The 17,503-nt window shown below is 78.0% G+C and carries 4 protein-coding genes; 1 reads left to right on the forward strand and 3 read right to left on the reverse strand.

Going from position 1 to position 17,503, the window contains the following annotated elements; genetic code table 11:
* Positions 1-40: 40 nt before the first annotated feature.
* The 3 genes from ACFWP3_RS10245 to ACFWP3_RS10255 are packed head-to-tail and all read right to left on the reverse strand — an operon-like array spanning position 41 to position 17,129.
* Complete coding sequence (locus tag ACFWP3_RS10245; protein ID WP_384218389.1) at positions 41-3,400, reverse strand: amino acid adenylation domain-containing protein; 3,360 nt, start codon at positions 3,398-3,400, stop codon at positions 41-43.
* The gene (locus tag ACFWP3_RS10250; RefSeq protein WP_384218392.1) at positions 3,397-9,645 is read right to left on the reverse strand and encodes an amino acid adenylation domain-containing protein; all 6,249 of its coding nucleotides are present in this window, start codon (positions 9,643-9,645) and stop codon (positions 3,397-3,399) included. The genes ACFWP3_RS10245 and ACFWP3_RS10250 overlap by 4 nt, the downstream gene beginning before the upstream one ends.
* On the reverse strand, positions 9,642-17,129 hold the full coding sequence (locus ACFWP3_RS10255) for an amino acid adenylation domain-containing protein (protein ID WP_384218394.1): 7,488 nt from the start codon (positions 17,127-17,129) through the stop codon (positions 9,642-9,644). Before ACFWP3_RS10255 ends, ACFWP3_RS10250 begins: the two co-directional genes overlap by 4 nt.
* Between ACFWP3_RS10255 and ACFWP3_RS10260 the strand changes: the two genes are divergently transcribed.
* Positions 17,094-17,498, forward strand: coding sequence for an ACT domain-containing protein (locus ACFWP3_RS10260; RefSeq protein WP_384218396.1), 405 nt, complete (start codon positions 17,094-17,096; stop codon positions 17,496-17,498). The genes ACFWP3_RS10255 and ACFWP3_RS10260 overlap by 36 nt on opposite strands.
* Positions 17,499-17,503: the final 5 nt, after the last annotated feature.

A 17,503-nucleotide genomic window follows, 5' to 3' on the forward strand; every position in this document is an offset into this window, starting at 1 on the left:
ATCGGGCCCGCGGATCGGGCCCGCGGATCGGGCCCGCGGCTCAGGCCCAGGAGAATCCCGCGAACGCCGGCCCGTCGGCCGGGAGGTCCGGGGCCGGGGCCTCGGGCACGAGGGAGCGGACGGGGGCCGAGGGGTCGGCCGTCGCGAGGCGGCGGGCGGCGTCGGCTGCCTTCTCGGCCAGTGAGCGGGCGGTGTCCGGCTCGTAGAGCGCGGAGTCGTACTGGAGGAGCAGGGTCAGGCCGCGCGCGGACCGCGCGAACTGGAACGAGAGGTCGAACAGTCCCTCGTCCAGCGGGATCGGACCGCCCGTCAGCCGCAGCGGGCGCGGCCCGGTGTCGATCTCGTCCCAGAGCGTCACCCACACGTCGAAGAGCGGGTTGCGGCCGGGCGGGCGCGGCGGGTCCAGGGCGCGCACGAGTTCGCTGAAGGGCAGCCCGCCGTGGTCCAGTGCGCCGACCGTCGTGCCGGCGAGGTCCGCGATCAGATCCGCGCAGGGCAGTTCCCCGTGCACGGCGGTCCGCAGCACCACGGTGTTGACCAGGCAGCCCACCACGTCGGCGCGCCCGAGGGCCGGGCGGCGGCTGACGGCGGTGCCCAGGCTGATGTCGCCGGCGCCCGTCGCCTCGTGCAGGGTGGCGGCCACGGCGGCGGCCAGCACCCCGAACAGGCCGGTGCGGTGGCCGCGCGCGAGCCGCTCCAGCGCGCCGAGCTCCGCGGCGTCGAGGCGGACGGTGGTGACGGCGGTGCCGCGGCCCGCCGGGCCGCTGCGCGGCCGGTCCACGGGCAGCGGGAGGGGTGCCGCGGACGGGGTCAACCTGTCCTGCCAGTAGGCGAGTTGGGTGTCGTACGACGGCTCGTGCGGGCCCGGCGCGGCGATCCCGTCGGCGGCTTCGGCCCGCTGTCCCCCGGTCCCGGCCAGCGCGCGGGCGACGACCTCCAGCGAGGTCTGGTCGGCGACGATGTGGTGCAGGACGACCAGCAGCCGGTCCGGGCCGCCGGGACGGCGCAGCAGGGCCGCGCGGACCAGCGGCCCGGCCGCCAGGTCGAAGGGCCGGTGGGCCCGTTCCCGCACGAGGGCCTCGCACGCGGCCTCGTCGGGCAGGTCGACGACCTCCAGGCGGGCGGGCTCGGGCGCGGGGCGCGGCACCGGCTCGCCGCGCTCCTCGTGGAACACGGTGCGCAGCTGCGGCTGGAGTTCCTGGAGCCGGGTGAACGCGGCGCCCAGGGCCTCGGGATCGGCGGTGCCGTGGCAGTCGAGCAGCATCGGCACGTGGTAGGCGGCGGTGCCCGCCGTCCCCGCACTGCGGGTGCGGTCCTCCAGCCAGAGCCAGCGCTGGACGGCGGAGGCCTGCCGGGGCCCTCCGGCGGGGGAACCGGCCCCGGCGGCGGAGCCGGACCCAGCTGCGGAGCCGGCCCCGGCGGCGGCGACGGCCCCAGCGGCCGAACCGGCCCCGGCGGCGGGCGCGGTGCCCGCGCGGGGGGTGAGCAGCGCGGCGAGGGCGGCGATGCTCGGGCGGTCGAACACGTCGCGGATCCGCACCGGCGCGGACAGCAGCCCGGCGGCCGCGGCGGCCAGGGAGGCGGCCTTCAGGCTGGTGCCGCCGAGGAGGAAGAAGTCGCCGTCGTCCGCGACGGGCCGGCCGAGCTCCTCGGCGAACAGGCCGCGCAGCACCGTCCGTACGGCGTGCTCCCCCTCGCTCGATGCCTCGTCCCACGCCTCGTCCGACACCCCGCCCGAGACCTCGGGCGAGGTGTCGGACGAGGTGTCGGACGGCCCGGCCGGGGTCTGCGGCAGCGGGCGGGCGGCCAGTTCGCGGCGGTCGATCTTCCCGTTGGGGGTGCTGGGCATCCGCTCCACGGGGATCACCGCCGCCGGGACCATGTAGTAGGGCAGCCGCTCGGCCAGCCGGGCCCGCCAGTCGGCGGGCAGCGGGCCGTCGGTGACGACGTACCCGGCGAGCAGCGGCTGCGCCGTCCCCTCGGGCACGACCACGGCGGCGGCCGCGATGCCCGGCAGCGCGGCGAGCGCCGCCTCCACCTCGCCGGGCTCGATGCGGAAGCCGCGGATCTTCACCTGCCGGTCGGCCCGCCCCCGGAAGTCGAGGGTGCCGTCCGGGCGGTGGCGGGCCAGGTCCCCGGTCCGGTAGAGCCGGGCGCCGGGGCGGGGGTCGCCGGGGTCGGGTACGAAGCGTGCCTCGGCCGCGTCGGAGGGGCCCAGGTAGCCCCGGCCCACGCCGATGCCGCCGATCCACAGCTCGCCCTCCACCCCGGGGCCGACCTGCGCCCCGGAGGCGTCGCGCACGAAGTAGCGCAGGTTGGCCATGGGACGGCCGATGGTGGGCGGCTCGTCCGGGAGGCCCGGCGGGCACCGGTGCCAGGACTGGAACACGGTCGCCTCGGTGGGCCCGTAGACGTAGATCAGGTCGCGGCCCGGGGCCCAGCGGTCCACCAGCGCCCGGCTGAAGGACTCGCCGCCGGTCACGACGGTGGTCACGGCCGGGAAGGCGGCCGGGTCCAGCTGGGCCAGCAGTGCGGCGAGCAGGAAGAAGGTGTCGGCGCGGCGTTCGCGGACGAGCGCGGCCAGGGCCTCGGCGGAGGCGACGGGCTCGTCGAAGACGACGACGGCCGCGCCCGCCCACAGCGGCGCGAGGATCTCCCACACAGAGACGTCGAAGGCGGGGCTCGCGAACTGCAGCACGCGCCGGTCCGGGCCGAGGCCGAAGGGGACGGCGGTGGCCTCCAGCAGGTTGGCCAGGGAGCGCTGTTCGATCGCGACGCCCTTGGGGCGGCCGGTGGATCCGGAGGTGTGGATGACGTACGCGAGATCGGCCGGTCCCGGCAGCGGGCCGCCGACCGGCGGAACGGACACGTCGGCCACACCGGTGGCGCCGGCGGGAGCGCCGAGGTCGACGGTGAGCACCCCCGGGCCCGGGAACAGCCCGGCCAGCGCGGTGGTGGTCAGGGTGAGCGGCGCGGGGGCGCTGTCGACCAGCAGGGCGAGCCGCTCGGCCGGGTGGTCCGGGTCGAGCGGCACGTACGCGGCGCCGGCCCGCAGCACCGCCATTACGGCCACGACCAGCTCCGCGGAGCGGGGCAGGCAGACCCGGACCAGTACGCCGGGCCCGGCGCCGCGGGCGCGCAGCCGGACCGCCAGCTCCTCGGCGCGGGTGTGCAGTTCGCCGTGGCTGAGGACGCGGTCCCGGGCCACCACGGCGGGCCGGCCGGCGACCGGGCGGGCCCGCTCGGCGAGCAGCTCGGCCACCGGCCCGTCCGGGACGGGCGCGGCCGTGTCGTTGAGCGCGGCCAGGGTCCGCTGCCAGGCGGCCGGGGTCCATGCGGGGTCGGCGGGGGCGTCGGTCACGGTGGTCACGGTGGTCGCGGCTCCGGGTTCGGGGGTCACGGCTGCTCCCTCCAGAGCGCGTCGGGGTGGTTCACCAGGGCTTCGAGGGCCTGCCGGGTGCGCTGCACGAGCCCCTGGGCGGTGGTGTCGTCGAAGAGCTCGCCCTTGTAGGTGAGGACGCCGTCCGCGTCGTCCTCACCGGTCCGCAGCGACCAGACGAGGTCGAAGGCGGTGGCGGTGGGGCGGGCGGCGGCGATCGAGCCGTCGGGGGCGAACAGGGCGCCGGGTGCCGGTGCCGCGTCCTCCTGCGCGACCACCAGGACCTGGCTGAGCAGGGCCCGGTCCACGCCGTACTCGCCCTCGGCGAGGGCGGCGACGGAGCCGAGGGCCGCGGCGGGGCTGTCGTGGGCGGCGAGCAGGGCGTGCCCGATGGCGCGGGCCAGCTCGCGGTGCGTACGGGTGTCCGCGAGCGGCACGCGCAGCAGGGCGGTGCCGGTGAGCGGGCCGACGACATCGGCGAGGCCGGGCCGGGAGCGGGTGCTGAGGACGGTGGCGAGCCACACCTCGTCCGGGGTCCCGGCCGGGTCCCCGGCGCCCCGGGCCAGGGCCGCGACCAGCGCGCTCAGGCCGAGCGCGAACGGGCTCAGGCCGTCCGCCCGGCCGAAGGCCCCGGTGCCCGGCGCCGCGAACGCGAAGGGCAGTTCCGTCGGCATCAGCGCGCCGCGCACCAGCCGGGGCCGGTCGTACGGCAGCGGCAGCCGCGGCGGCCCGCCGGCGGCCAGCGCCCGGCGCCAGTGCCCGTCCGCGCCGGCCGCGGTGCGCTCCTGCTGCCAGCGGGCCACGTCGGCCAGCCGCAGCGGGGGCTGGCCGGCGGGGTCGTCGGGCCAGCGCCCGGCGGCGAACTCCTCGTAGGCAGCGGTGATCTGACGTACCAGCAGTTCCATGGAGCGGCCGTCGACGGCGATGTGGTGCACGGCGAGCAGCAGGACGTGCTCGTCGTCGGCCAGGCGTACCAGCCGGGCCCGCAGCAGTACTCCGGCCGCGAGGTCGAAGGGCTCCTCCAGGTGCCGCTGGGCCAGCGCGTCGAGCGCGGCGGCCCGGTCGGCCCCGGGGAGCGCGGAGAGGTCGTCCTCGGCCCAGCCGGTCCGCGGCACGGTCAGCGGCTGCCACCGGGGCTCGTCGCCGGTGGTGACGAGCCGGGAGCAGAGGGCGTCGTGGCGGGCGGCGGTGTGCTCGACGGCCTGCCGCAGGGCGTGCGGGTCGAGGGTCCGGGCAGTGGCGCGCAGAGCTTCGAACACGACGAACGCGGCTGGGGCCGCGCCGCCCCGCAGGGCCTGCCAGATCTCGGCCTGCTCGGTGCTGAGCGGTGCCGGGCCGGCGGCCGGTGCGCGCACCGGCCCGTCCTCGGCCACCACGACGGCGGTGTCGGCGGGCGCGGCCGCGGCGATGGCCTCGGCGATCGCCGCCGGGGTGCGGGAGTCGAAGACGAGCCGGGGCGGGACGTCCCGGCCGAGCGCGATCCGCAGCCGGGCGGCGACGGCGACGGCGTCCAGGGAGCCGCCGCCGAGGTCGAAGAAGTCCTCGTCCGGCCCGACCCGTTCGTGCCCGAGCGCCTCGGCGACGGCCTGCGCGACGAGCCCGACGGGCCCCGCGGCGTCCTCCGCCGCAGACCCGATCGGCGCGGACCCGATCGGCGCGGAACCGGTCGCCACGGAACCGGTCGGCGCGGACCCCGTCGCCGCGGACCCCGTCGGCGCGGACCCCGTCGGCGCGGACCCCGTCGGCGCGGACCCCGTCGCCGCGGACCCCGTCGCCGCGGAACCGGTCGGCACGGACCCGGTCGGCACGGAACCGGTCGGCACGGACCCGGTCGGCACGGACCCGGTCGGCACGGATCCGGTCGGCGCGGCCGCCACCGGTGACGGCTCCGGCGTCCGCTCCCCCGCGTCCCCCGCCGTGACGTGGACCGTCGCCGGGGTCAGCCGCAGCGGCAGCGCCCGGCGCAGGAGGGTGCGCAGCGCGCCGGGGCTCACGGTGTGCCCGGGGTGCGCGGTGACGCGGGCGGTCAGGATGCCCGGCTCGCCCGGGGCCGCGGCGCGGACCTCGGCTGCGCGCACCGACGGGTGCGCCAGCAGCAGCAGTTCGGCCTCGGCCGGGTCGAGGTGGGTGCCGGGGCGGCCCGGGTCGGGCACGAGCCGGCCGGCGCGACCGCGCGGCACCAGCTCGCCGCGCTCGGACCAGTGGGCCCGCAGCCCGGCCGCCCCGGCGCCGGTGCTCAGGTCGCCGGGGACGCCGACCGGTACGGGCCGCCCGGCGGCGTCGCTGATCCGGGCTCCCGGGTACGCCGCGCAACGGTCGGCGAGCGCGGCCAGTTCCGCCCGCTCGGCGTCGGGCAGCGGCGTACCGTCCGGAGTGCGGCCCGGGTCGGCGGCGGCGCGCACCAGCAAGTCGGCCCAGTGCCGCAGCAGCCGGGTGGCGCGGGCGGCGCTGAAGAGCGTGCCGTCGTACTCGGCGGTGAGTTCGAGCTGCTCGGCGGAGTTGTCGAGGTGGAAGCTGAGTTCGAACGCGGCCGCGTGATCGGCGTACGGCTCCCGCCGTACGGAGAGTCCCGGTCCGGCGTCGAGGTCGCTGCCGTCGCCGGTGCCGGCCGCGCCGCGCTCATCGGCGGTGAACATGACCGTGAACAGCGGGGTGCGGCCGCCGTCGCGGGCCCCCGGCAGCTCGGTCACGAGCCGCTCGAAGGGGTGGGCGCGGTGGGCCATGGCGGTGGCCACGGCGGCGCGGGTGGCGGCGGCGCGCTCGGCGAAGCCGAGGTCCGGTGCCACCTCGCAGGACAGCACCACCGTGTTGAGGAACGGGCCGACGACCCCCGCGTACGAGGGGTCGTCGCGGCGGGTGACGGGCGTGCCGACGAGGATCCGGCCCTCGCCCGTGAACCGGCGGAGCAGTTCGGCCAGGGCGGTCAGCCCGGTGCCGTACATGCTGGTGCCGCAGGTGCGCGCCAGCGCCCGTACGGCCAGGGTGTCCGGTGCGGAGAGCCGGAAGCGGCTGGAGCCGCCGGGGCCGGGCGCGGCGCCGCGTTGGCCGTCGGCGGGCAGCAGCGGGAACGGCAGCGGGCCGGCCAGCTCGGTGTGCCAGTGCGCGCGGTCGCGCTCCGCCTCGGGGCCGGCCTGGGCGGCGGCCTCGCGGGCGATGTGGGTGAGGTAGCTGCCTTCGGCGGGCCGGGGGGCGGCCGTGCCGGTGCGCAGCGCGCGCAGCCGGGCGAAGACCCGCTCGGCCAGCAGCACGGCTGATTCGCCGTCGCAGGCGATGTGGTGGGCCGTCAGTGCGAGGAGCGCGCTGGTCGGGGAGAGCCGCAGCAGGACGGCGCGCAGCGGCGGCCGGCGTTCCAGGTCGAAGGGGCGCCGGGCTTCGGCGCGCAGGATCGCGTCGGTGTCGGTGCCGGGTGCGGGCCACAGGACGGTGAGCGGCGGCCGGTCCCCGTAGACGAAGCGCTGGCGGGGTTCGCCGTCGCGGACGAAGAAGCGGGCGCGCAGGAGCGGCGCGCAGGCGGCCTCGTCGGCGAGGGCCTGGGCGACCTGGCGTTCGTCCAGCGGCCCGTCGATCCGGAAGACGTCGGTGAGGTGGTGGACGCCGTCCGCGCCCTCGTCCAGCCGGTCGAGGGTCCACAGCTGCCGCTGGGCGGCGGACAGCGGGTGGTCCCCGCCGTCCGCGTCCTCCGCGGCCCCGGCCGAGGATCCGGCCGCGGCCGGACCGCCGTCGTCCGCGCCGCGGCCGCGCAGGGCGGCGCAGGCCTCGCGGACCGAGGGCCCGTCGAGGAGCTCGTCGATGCCCAGGGCCAGGCCGTGGCGCTGTTCGAGGGTGGTGATGACGTCGATGGCGAGCAGGCTGTGGCCGCCGCAGGCGAAGAAGTTGTCGTCGGGGCCGATCGCGTCGACGCCGAGCACCTCCCGGAAGACGGCGCCGACGCGGTCCTCCAGGCTCTGCGGGGCCTGGGGGGCGGCGGCCGGTCCGGTCCCGGCGGCCGGAGCGGAGGCCTGTGCCGGGTGGGCCGCGTGGGCCGCCTGGGCCCGCTCGGCCAGTTCCCGCCGGTCGATCTTCCCGCTGGTGCCGAGCGGCACCCGGTCCAGCGGCAGGACCCGGTCGGGGACCAGGGCCGCGGGCAGTACGGTGCCCGCGTACGCGTGGACGGCCGCGGGGGTCTCGGCGGCGGGGCCGGTGACGAAGGCGACGAGCGAGGGCCGGCCGCCCGCGTCCCGGCAGACCACGGCGACGGCCGCCTCGACGGCGGGCAGCGCGGCCAAGGCCGCCTCCACGTCGCCCAGTTCGACCCGGTTGCCGCGGATCTTGACCTGGTCGTCGGCGCGGCCGAGGAACTGCAGGGTGCCGCCCGGCTGCCACCAGCCGCGGTCGCCGGAGCGGTAGCGCCGGCCGCCGGGCTGCTCGGGCGCGGCGGGGAAGGCCGCCTCCGTGAGCTCGGGCCGGTGCAGGTAGCCGTCGGCGAGCCCGGGGCCGGAGAAGTGCAGCTGGCCGGGGAAGCCGGGGGGCACCGGCCGGTCCGCGGTGTCGAGCACCTCGACGGCCGTGTGGGACAGCGGCCAGCCGATCGGGGTGCCGGGCAGCGGGTGCGCGGGGTAGTCGAAGGCGGTGGCCCCGACGGAGTTCTCGGTGGGCCCGTACTCGTTGACCAGCCGGGTGCGCGGCAGCTGGAGCTGGTGGCGGGCGACGAGTTCGCCGGGCATGGCCTCGCCCGCGACGGTGACCAAGCGCAGGGTGCCCGCGGCGGCCAGCTCGTCGAGGACGGCGGTGTAGAGGCTGGGCACGAGCGTGACGTGGGTGGCCGTGTACCGCTCGGCGAGCCCGCGCAGGTGGGCCCCGTCGAGCCGGCGCACCCCGTCGACCAGGACCAGGGCGCCGCCCGCGCCGAGTACGGAGAACACGTCCGAGACGGAGCTGTCGAAGGACAGCGCGGGCACCTGGAGCAGACAGGTGTCGGCGGACAGCCGGTGGTAGTCGTGCTTCCAGGCGAGGTAGCTGTCGATCGCCGAGTGGCGGATGACGACGCCCTTGGGCCGGCCGGTGGATCCGGAGGTGTAGATGACGTACGCGGTGTCCTCGGGGCGCGGCGGCTCGGGCGCCTCCTCGGGCAGGGCGGCCAGGTCGGCGGTGTCCGCGGCCAGGTCGGCGGCGGACAGCAGGCGCAGGCCGGTGCGCCCGGCCAGCGCGCGGGCCAGTTCGAGGTGTTCGGGCTCGGCCACCAGGGCGGCGGCGCCGACGTCGGCGAGTACGGCGGCGAGCCGCTCTTCGGGCTGCGCCGGGTCCAGGGGTACGTAGGCGGCGCCGGCCCGGACCGTGCCGAGCAGCGCGGTGAGGGCGTGGCGGCCCTTGCCGACGAGCAGGGCGACCCGGTCGCCGCGGCCCACCCCGTACGCGTGGTGCAGGCGGCGGGCGGCGCGCACGGACTCGGCGCGCAGCGCGGCGTGGCCCAGTTCGGTGGCCTCCCCGGCCGCCGCGCCCTCGCCCGCTCCCCCGCCGGTGACGACGGCCAGGCCTTCGCCGCCCGCCAGGTGGCCGCGGTCCAGGCGCTCCAGCAGGGTGCCCGGTGTGGCGGGCGGCCAGAACCCGGCCCGGCCCCAGCCCTTGACGGTCTCCCGGTCGGTGGCGTCGGCCAGGGTGAGGGCGGCGAGTTCACGGCCGGGGTCGCCGAGCTGGGCCAGCAGGTGGGCGACGACGCGCAGCACGGCGTCCGCGAACCAGGTCTCGCAGCGCCCGGTGTCCACGTCGGCGTGCAGGACCCGGTCCTCGCCGGAGCCCTCCAGGGTGAGCAGCAGCGCCTCGCCGGCCGGGGCGGCCTGCGCCGTGCCCTGCGCAGCGACGGTCAGGGCTCCGGCGCGGGCTCCGGCGGGGCGGGCGGCGAGCAGCTCGGCGCGGACGCGCCGCAGCAGGGCTCCGGCCGTGCCCTCGGCCTGGCCGCCGGCCGGGGCGGTGGCGGCGCCGGGCCCGGTGGCGAGCGTGACGCTGACGCCGACGGGTCCGGCGGGGCCGGCGACCGTCAGGGCCGGGGTGTCGGTGTCCTCGGCGGCGCCCAGCGCGAGGGCCGCAGCCGCGCACAGCAGCACCAGTTCGTCCACCGGGTGCCCGCCGGCGCCGCGCAGGGCGGTACGGGAGGCGGCGGGCAGGGGCAGGCTGCGCCGGGTGTGCCCGGGGACGCTTTCGCGGGTCAGCCGGGGCCGCAGCACGGTGGCCGGGGCGGCCGCGGTGGCCGGGTCCCGGGTGACGGGAACACTGAGGGGTGCTGCGGTCATGGCCGTACGCTCCCTGCGGGTTGCAGTCTGTCGGCTTCGTCGGTGCAGGTGGTGCCGCGGTCCGCCGCGGGCCCGTCCGAGGGCCGTCCGGCGGCGGCGAGGTACCAGTTCGGGTGGCAGCGCAGCACGCCGACCACGTCGTCGAGCAGTTCTCGCGCCGTGCCCTCGGTGAACAGCGCCCGGTCGTAGACGAGTTCGAGCAGGACCCGGCCGTCGCGCTCGCTCGCGTAGATCCGCAGGTCGTCGCTGAGCGGGGCCTGCGCGGGGTCCGCGGGGAGGAACGCGGGCCCGTCGTCCAGGCGTTCGGCCGTCTCCCAGCTGAGCCCGGCGTCGTAGACGGGCCGGCGGCCGGGGCCCGGGCGCTCCACGATCTCCACGACGGTGGTGTCGAAGGGGAAGCGGGCGTGGTCGTACGCCTCGGCGAGCCGGTCGCGGACCTGGGTCAGCAGTTCGGCAGTGGTGTGCGCCTCGCCGGGTGCGAGCCGCACCGGCAGGGCGTTGACGAAGCAGCCGAGGACCTCGGCCGTGTCCGTACGGTCGCGGGTGCCGGCCGGGCAGCCGATCACCACCTCGGCGCTGCCGGAGCGGCGGTGCAGTACGAGCGCCCAGGCGGTGAGCAGGGCGCTGAACGGGGTGGCCGCGCCGCCCTCGGCCGCGGCGTGCAGCACGGCGGCGGGCAGGGCGCGCCGGACCAGTCCCGCGCCCTGGCGGCCGGCGCCCGCGCGCGGTCCGCTGTCCGGCAGGTCGAGCCGGGGCAGCGGCCCGGAGAGCGTGCGGGTCCAGTAGGCGCGCTGGCGCGCGGCCTCGGGGCCCTCGAGCCAGGCGGCCTCCTCGGCCACCCACTCCCGGTACTGGCGGGCGGGCCGTCCGTCCCAGGGGCGCGCTCCCGCTTCGAGGGCTTCGTAGGCCGCCAGCAGGTCGCGGGCGGCCAGGGCCGCGCTGTCGCCGTCGTAGACGATGTGGTGGGCGGTGATCACCAGCACGTCGCCGCCGGGGTGGCCGGTCAGCTGCCGTACGGCGAACAGCGGTCCGGTGGCCAGGGCGAAGGGCGTGGAGTGGGCGGCGGTGACCGCCTCGGCGACCGCCTCGTCCGTGGCGCCGACGCGTACGACGGACAGCTGCGGCCCATCGGGGAGCCGGTCCATGACGATCTGCCGGGCGGCGCCGCCGACGACGGCCACCCGGGTGCGCAGCACCTCGTGCCGCTCCGCGAGGGCGGCGACGGCCGCCCGCAGCAGACCGGTGTCCAGCGGCCGGCCGGCCCGTACGGCGTCGGTGATGTTGAGGGCGACGGGGTTGGGGCTGGTCCGCGCGGCCATCCAGATCCGCCGCTGTGCCCGGGAGAGCGGCAGGACGACACCGTCGGGGGCGGTGGCGGGCACCCCGGGTACGCCTGCGGCGGGCGCGACGGGTACGCCTGTGGCGGGCCCGGCGGACGCGACGGGAGCCGGCGCCGGGGCGGCAGCGCCGACCGGGCCGGTGCCTGACGGGCCGGTCCCGGCCGGGCCGGTGCCGACCGGGCCGGTGCCGACCGGGCCGGTGCCTGACGGGCCGGTGCCTGACGGGCCGTGGGCAGCCGGGCCGTGGACAGCCGGGCCGTGGGCAGCGGAGCCGTGGGCAGCGGGCAGGCCGGGTGCGGCTGCCGCCGGGCCGCCGGCCGCCGGGGCCGCGGTGGCCGTGCCGACGAAGGACGCGAGGGCCCGTACGGTCTGCTGCTGGAAGACGGTGACCAGCGAGACCCGGACGCCGAACTCCTCCTGGAGCGCGGCGGCGAGCCGGGCCGCGGTCAGGCTGTGGCCGCCGAGCGAGAACAGGTCCGCGTCGGGGTCGGTGACCGGCACGCCGAGCACCTCCGCCCAGACCTTCGCCACCCGCTCCTCGGTGGGGCTCAGCCCCGGGCTCGGTGCGGCCTCCGCACACGGCGGGGCCGGCAGCGCGCGGCGGTCGAGCTTGCCGTTCGGGTTCAGCGGCAGCTCGGCGATCTCCACGTACGTCCCGGGCACCATGGCGGCGGGCAGCCGCTCGCTGAGGTAGGCCCGCAGGGCGGCCGGGTCGGCCGCGCCCACCACATAGGCGACCAGGCCCAGTTCGCCGCGCTCGTCGGGCACCGCCAGGACCGCGCAGCGCCGTACGTCCGGGTGCCCGGCCAGGGCGGCCGCCACCTCGCCCGGCTCGACCCGCTGGCCGCGGATCTTGACCTGGTCGTCGATGCGGCCGAGGAAGAGCAGGTTGCCGTCGGGCCGGCGGGCCGCGCGGTCGCCGGTGCGGTACATGAGCCGGCCGGGGCGCAGCGGGTGGGGCGTGAACCGGTCGGCCGTCAGCTCCGGGTTGCCGAGGTAGCCGCGGGCCAGGCCGGCGCCGGAGATGCACAGTTCGCCGGGGACGCCGACCGGGGCCAGGTCTCCGTGGGCGTCGATGACGTCGACCGTCTTGTTGGCGATGGGGTGGCCGATCAGGATGTCCGCGCCCGGGTCGGTGATCTTGTGGACGGTGGTCCACACGCTGTCCTCGGTGGGCCCGTACTCGTTGTAGAGGACGGTGTCCGGGAGCAGTTCGGCGTGCCGGGCGGCGAGGGCCTCGGGGAGCCGTTCGCCGACGAGGACGATCTGGCGGACCGAGACCAGCCGGGGGGCGCAGCGTTCCAGCATCAGCTGGTAGAGGCTGGGGACGAGCATGATGTGCGTGACCTGGTTGCGCCCGATCTCCTCGGCCACGTGCTCGACGTCGAGGAGCCGGTCCTTGCCGAGGACCACGACCCGGGTCCCGGCGACCAGCGCCGAGAAGATGTCGTTGACCCCGCTGTCGAAGTGCAGCGGCGGCACCTGGAGCACGGCGGCGTCCGGCCCGAACCCGTAGTAGCCGGCCCGGTAGTGGACGGTGTTGACGATGCCGCGGTGCTCGATCATGACGCCCTTGGGGCGGCCGGTGGAGCCCGAGGTGTAGATGACGTACGCGAGGTCGCGCGGGGTGGCCCGGTCCGCCGGCGGCAGTGCGGCGCGGCTGCCGGCGCCGTCCGTCGCGGCGGTGCGCGGGTCGAGGACGGGCAGGTCGGTGAGGGCCGCGGTCTTGGCGTGGTGGGCGCCGTCGGCGAGCACCGCGAGGGCCCCGCTGTCGGCGAGGGCGAACGCGAGCCGGTCGCCGGGCTGTTCCGGGTCCAGGGGGACGAACGCGGCGCCGGTCTTCAGGACGGCGAGCGCGCTGACGACCATCCACTCGGTGCGCTCGGTGACCACGGCCACCAGCGCGCCGGGGCCCGCGGCGCAGGCCTCCCGCAGGCGGGCGGCGACGGCTTCGGCGCGGGCGTCGAGCTCGGCGAAGCCGAGCACGGTGGCGCCGTGCACGACGGCGGGCCGGTCCGGGTGCGCGGCGACCTGCTCCTCGACCAGGTCCAGGAGGGTGCGGTCCTCGGGGAACGGGGCCGCGGTCTCGTTGACCTCGTCGAGCAGGAACCGCCGTTCGGCGGCGGGCAGTACGGGGATCTCCGCGAGCGGGGCGTCCGGGCGGGCGAGCAGGCCGGTGAGGAGCCGGATCAGCCGCTCGCCCATGCGCCGGGCGCTGTCCCGGTCGAAGAGGTCGTCGGTGTAGCCGACCCACATCTCGCCCGCGCCGCCGGCCCGGCCGTCCAGGAAGCTGAAGGCCAGGTCGAAGTCGCTGACGGGCTGCTCGAAGGGCAGGTGGCGCACGGCCAGGCCGTCCGCGCCCGCGACGGTGTCGTCCAGGGCCGTCTCGACGAGCACGTCGAAGACGGGGTTGCGGCTGGGTTCGCGGGGCAGCGCCAGGTCCTCGACGAGCTGCTCGAAGGGGTACTCCTGGTGCGTCATGGCCTCCTGCGCGGTGGTCCGTACGGCGGCCAGCAGCTCGCGGAAGGAGCCGGCGGTGTCCACCGGGGTGCGCAGGACGACGGTGTTGGCGAACAGTCCGACGGTCTCGGCGGAGCGCCGGTCGGGCCGGCCCGCGACGACCGTGCCCAGCAGGACGTCGGACTCGGCGCACAGCCGCCACAGCAGCACCCGCAGGGCCGCGGTGAAGCCCATGAAGGAGGTGGCCGCGCTCTCGCGGCACAGTTCGCCCAGCGCCTGGACCAGCTCCGGGCCGAGGGCGAGGCGTACGGTGCCGCCCGCGGCGCTGCGGGCGGCGGGGCGGCGGCGGTCGGCGGGCAGCTCCAGCGGCTCGGGCAGCTCGGCGAGCCGCTCGCGCCAGTACGCGCGGTGCGCCTCGCCCGCCGGGCCCGACAGGCGGGCGGCGAGCCGTTCGGTGTGCTCGGTGTAGGCGGGCGCGGGATCCCGGTCCCCGGCGGTGCCGGTCAGGGAGCGCAGCAGGTCGCGCATGAGCAGGCCGAAGGACCAGCCGTCGCACACCGCGTGGTGCACGGTGAAGATCAGGACCCCGCCGGCCGGGCCGTCGGGCACCCAGGCGACCTCGGCCAGCGGGCCCTCGGCGAGGTCGAAGCGGTGGCGGCAGGCCCGGGCGAAGGCCTCCTCCGGCGTGGTGTCGCGCTCGGTGCGCAGGACTCCGGCGGGCGCGTCGAGGACGACCTGGGTCAGGCCCTCGGGGGTCTGGCGCAGGACCGTGCGCAGCGAGGCGTGCCGGGCCACCAGCGCGTCGACGGCGGCCGCGAGCCGCGGCTCGTCCACGACGCCGTCGAGCCGGTAGGCCTCGACCATCGTGTACGGGGGCAGCGGCGACTGGTCCATCCGGTCCAGCAGCCACATCCGGCGCTGGGCGTTGGAGGCGGGGAAGGTGTTCCCGGACGCGGGCGCGGGCACGGGCGCGGCCTCCGCCGCGGCCGGGGCGGACGCGGCACGGGGGCGGGGCAGCGCCCCGCGTTCGCGCAGTACGTCGGCCAGCGCGGCCGGGGTCCGCAGGTCGAACACCTCGTGGACGCGGGCCGCGTCGGGGCGGCCGGTGCCCTCGCAGAGCGTGGCGACGAGCTGGACGGCGGAGAGGCTGTGTCCCTCGGCCCGGAAGAAGTCCTCGTGGGCGGAGAGCGGCGGGCGGCCCAGCACCTCGGTCCAGGCGTCGTGGACCAGCCGGTCGACCGGGTCGACTGGCTGCCACACGGCGCCCCTCGGCCCCGTGGGCAGTGCGAGCAGCGCCGCCCGGTCCACCTTGCCGTGGACGGTGAGCGGCAGGGTGGCGAGCCGGTGCAGGCCGGCCGGGAGCATCGGGGCGGGCAGCCGGTCGCGCAGCCAGTCGGCCAGGGCGGCGGCCTCGACCGGTTCGTGCTCCGGCGGGCCGGCCGGGCCGCGCCGGGCCACATACCAGGCGTGCAGGGTCACGGTGCCGTCGTCGGCGGTACGGGGCACGACCACGGCCTCGACCACGCCGGGGTGCCCGATCAGGGTCTGTTCGACCTCGCCGGTCTCGACGCGGGTGCCGAAGATCTGCACCTGGCCGTCGGAGCGGCCCAGGAACTCCAGTTCGCCCTCGGTGTTCCAGCGGCCCTGGTCGCCGGTGCGGAAGACGCGGGCGTCCCCGGCGTGCGGGGAGCGTCCGAAGCGGACGGCGGTGGCCTCGGCGTCGCCCCGGTAGCCGGGGGCGACGGCGGGTCCGGCGATCTGGATCTCGCCCAGGACGCCGGGCGGGGCGAGCTCACCGGAGGGGGTGACGACGAAGACGCCGTAGCCGGGCGAGGGCCGGCCGACGGGCACCAGGTCGAGCCGCTGGGCGAGCGCGCCCTCGCGGATGAACACGGTGGCCTCGACGGTGGCCTCGCTGGGCCCGTACAGGTTGGCGAAGGTGCCGATGCGCAGCCGTCCGACGGTGCGCGGCAGCAGGCCGCGCGGGATGGTGTCGCCGCCCAGCAGGAGGTGGCGCAGCGGGAGTCCGGCGTCCTCGGGCAGGGCGCGCAGCAGGACGGAGAAGAGGCCGGGCACGCAGTTGACGAGGTTGACCTCGCCGTCGCGCACCCGCCGCCACAGCGCGTCGGGGTCGAGCCGGTCGGGGTCGCCGACGGCGACGAGGGTGCCGCCCGCGAAGAGAGTGGTGAAGACCTGGAAGGCGGTCGCGTCGGAGGTGACCGCGGAGAGCATGGCGGTACGGGTCCGCTCGTCGATGCCGAGCGCGCGGGACCCGGTGAGCACCTTGTGGCCCAGCTGGTCGTGGTACACGGCGACGGGCCGGGGGGTGCCGGTGGATCCCGAGGTGAAGAGGATCATGGCGGGCGCGCCGGGCTCGGCCCGGTCCGCCGCCCCGGCCGCGTCCCCGGCGGGTCCGTCCGCGGTCCCGTCCGCGGTCCCGGCCGGGAGCAGGCCGGCGAGATCGGCCACCGGTACGGGCAGTTCCGCGTCGGCGGGTCCGACGCCCTCGGCGCGCAGCACGAGGCGGGCGCCGCTGAGGCGGGCCAGCAGGGCGACGCGGGCGGCGGGCTGGCGGGGTTCGAGCGGGACGATCGCCGCGCCGGTGCGCAGCACGGCGAGGAAGGCGGTGAGCAGGCCGGCGCCGCGCGGGGCCAGGACGCACACCGCGTCACCGGGTCCGATGCCGTGGCGGGCGCCGAGCGCGGCGGCGGCGCCGGCGGCCTCGGCGGCGAGCTGCCGGTAGGTCAGGGTGCGGCCCTCGCCGGTGACGGCGACGGCCTCGGGGGTGCGGCGGACCGCCTCGTCGAAGAGCCCGGTGAGGGTGGTGGCCGCGAAGTCGGCGGGGGCGGGCAGGGCGGCCAGGTCCAGCAGTTCGGCGCGCTGCGCGGCGCCGAGCACGTCGATGTGCTCGGGACTGCGGCGCGGGTCGGTCGCGAGGGCCTCGAGGACGGCGGCCACGCAGCGGGGCAGTGCCCCGGTGAGGGCGGCCGAGCCGTGCGCGGAGACGGACAGGCCGCCGTCCGGGGCGTGTGCGACGCGCAGCACCAGCGCGGCCGACGGCTGCGGCGCGCGGTCCCCGTACAGGGCCGGGCAGACGACGGCGAGCTGGTTCAGGGCGGCGCCCGCGCCGGGGGTGACGGCGTCGAGCCGGGCGCTCAGCGCGTCCCGGTCCTGCCAGGGGCGCGCGGCGGCCTGCTCCAGCTCGGCGTGCAGGGCCTCCAGGAAGGCGGTCGCGGGCGCGGCCGGGTCCAGCGCGGCCAGCAGCGCGAACTCGGGCTGCGGGGCGGCGGATCCGGCACCCGGACCGGAAGCGGCGCCGGCTCCGGCGGCCGGGCCGAAGGCCGGTACGACCACGGGGACGCGCCCCGGTGCGGCCTGGCCGGCGGGTCCGGTGAGGCCCGCGCGCCCGGTGAGCCCGGCCAGGGCGATCCGGGTGGCGGCGACGGCGAGCAGCAGCAGGCCCTCGGGGGCGCCGCCGGTCATCGCGTGCAGGGCGGCGGCGGCTTCGGGGGCGACCGCGGCGGGCCCTCCGACGGCGGCGGCCGGGGTGGCTTCGGGTTCGAGGAGCGGTTCGAGGCAGGCACCGGTCAGCCGCGGGAGCCAGTATCCGGCCTGTTCGGCGGCACGACCCCCCTTAGGGTCGTCCCCATGGCCGAACTCTCCGTCACCATCGTTCCGCAGCACCTCTACGTCCTCCCTGACCAGTTGTGGGTGCACCGACTGCCCCCGGATGCCGCCGTGCCCCCGCTGCCGGCCGAGCCGTGGTCCTCGGTCACCCGGGCCCGGGACGGGCTCACCGTGGTGTGCGCCGGGCGCCTGCCGGCCGGCGCCGGGTCCGTCAGCGGTCCCTGGCGCGGGCTGTACGGGGCCGACGCCCACCACCTGGACCTGCCCGGCATGCTGGCGGGCCTGCTCGTGCCGCTGGCGGGGGCCGGGATCGGCGTGTTCGCCGCGTCGACGTTCGACGCGGATCTCGTACTCGTACCGGCCGAGAAGTACGAGCGCGCCCGGACCGCTCTGGAAGCGGCCGGGCACACTCTCTCGTCGGGCTGAACAGC

It is taken from the genome of Streptomyces sp. NPDC058525 (assembly GCF_042719495.1).
In the GTDB taxonomy this organism is placed as follows: Bacteria; Actinomycetota; Actinomycetes; order Streptomycetales; family Streptomycetaceae; genus Streptomyces.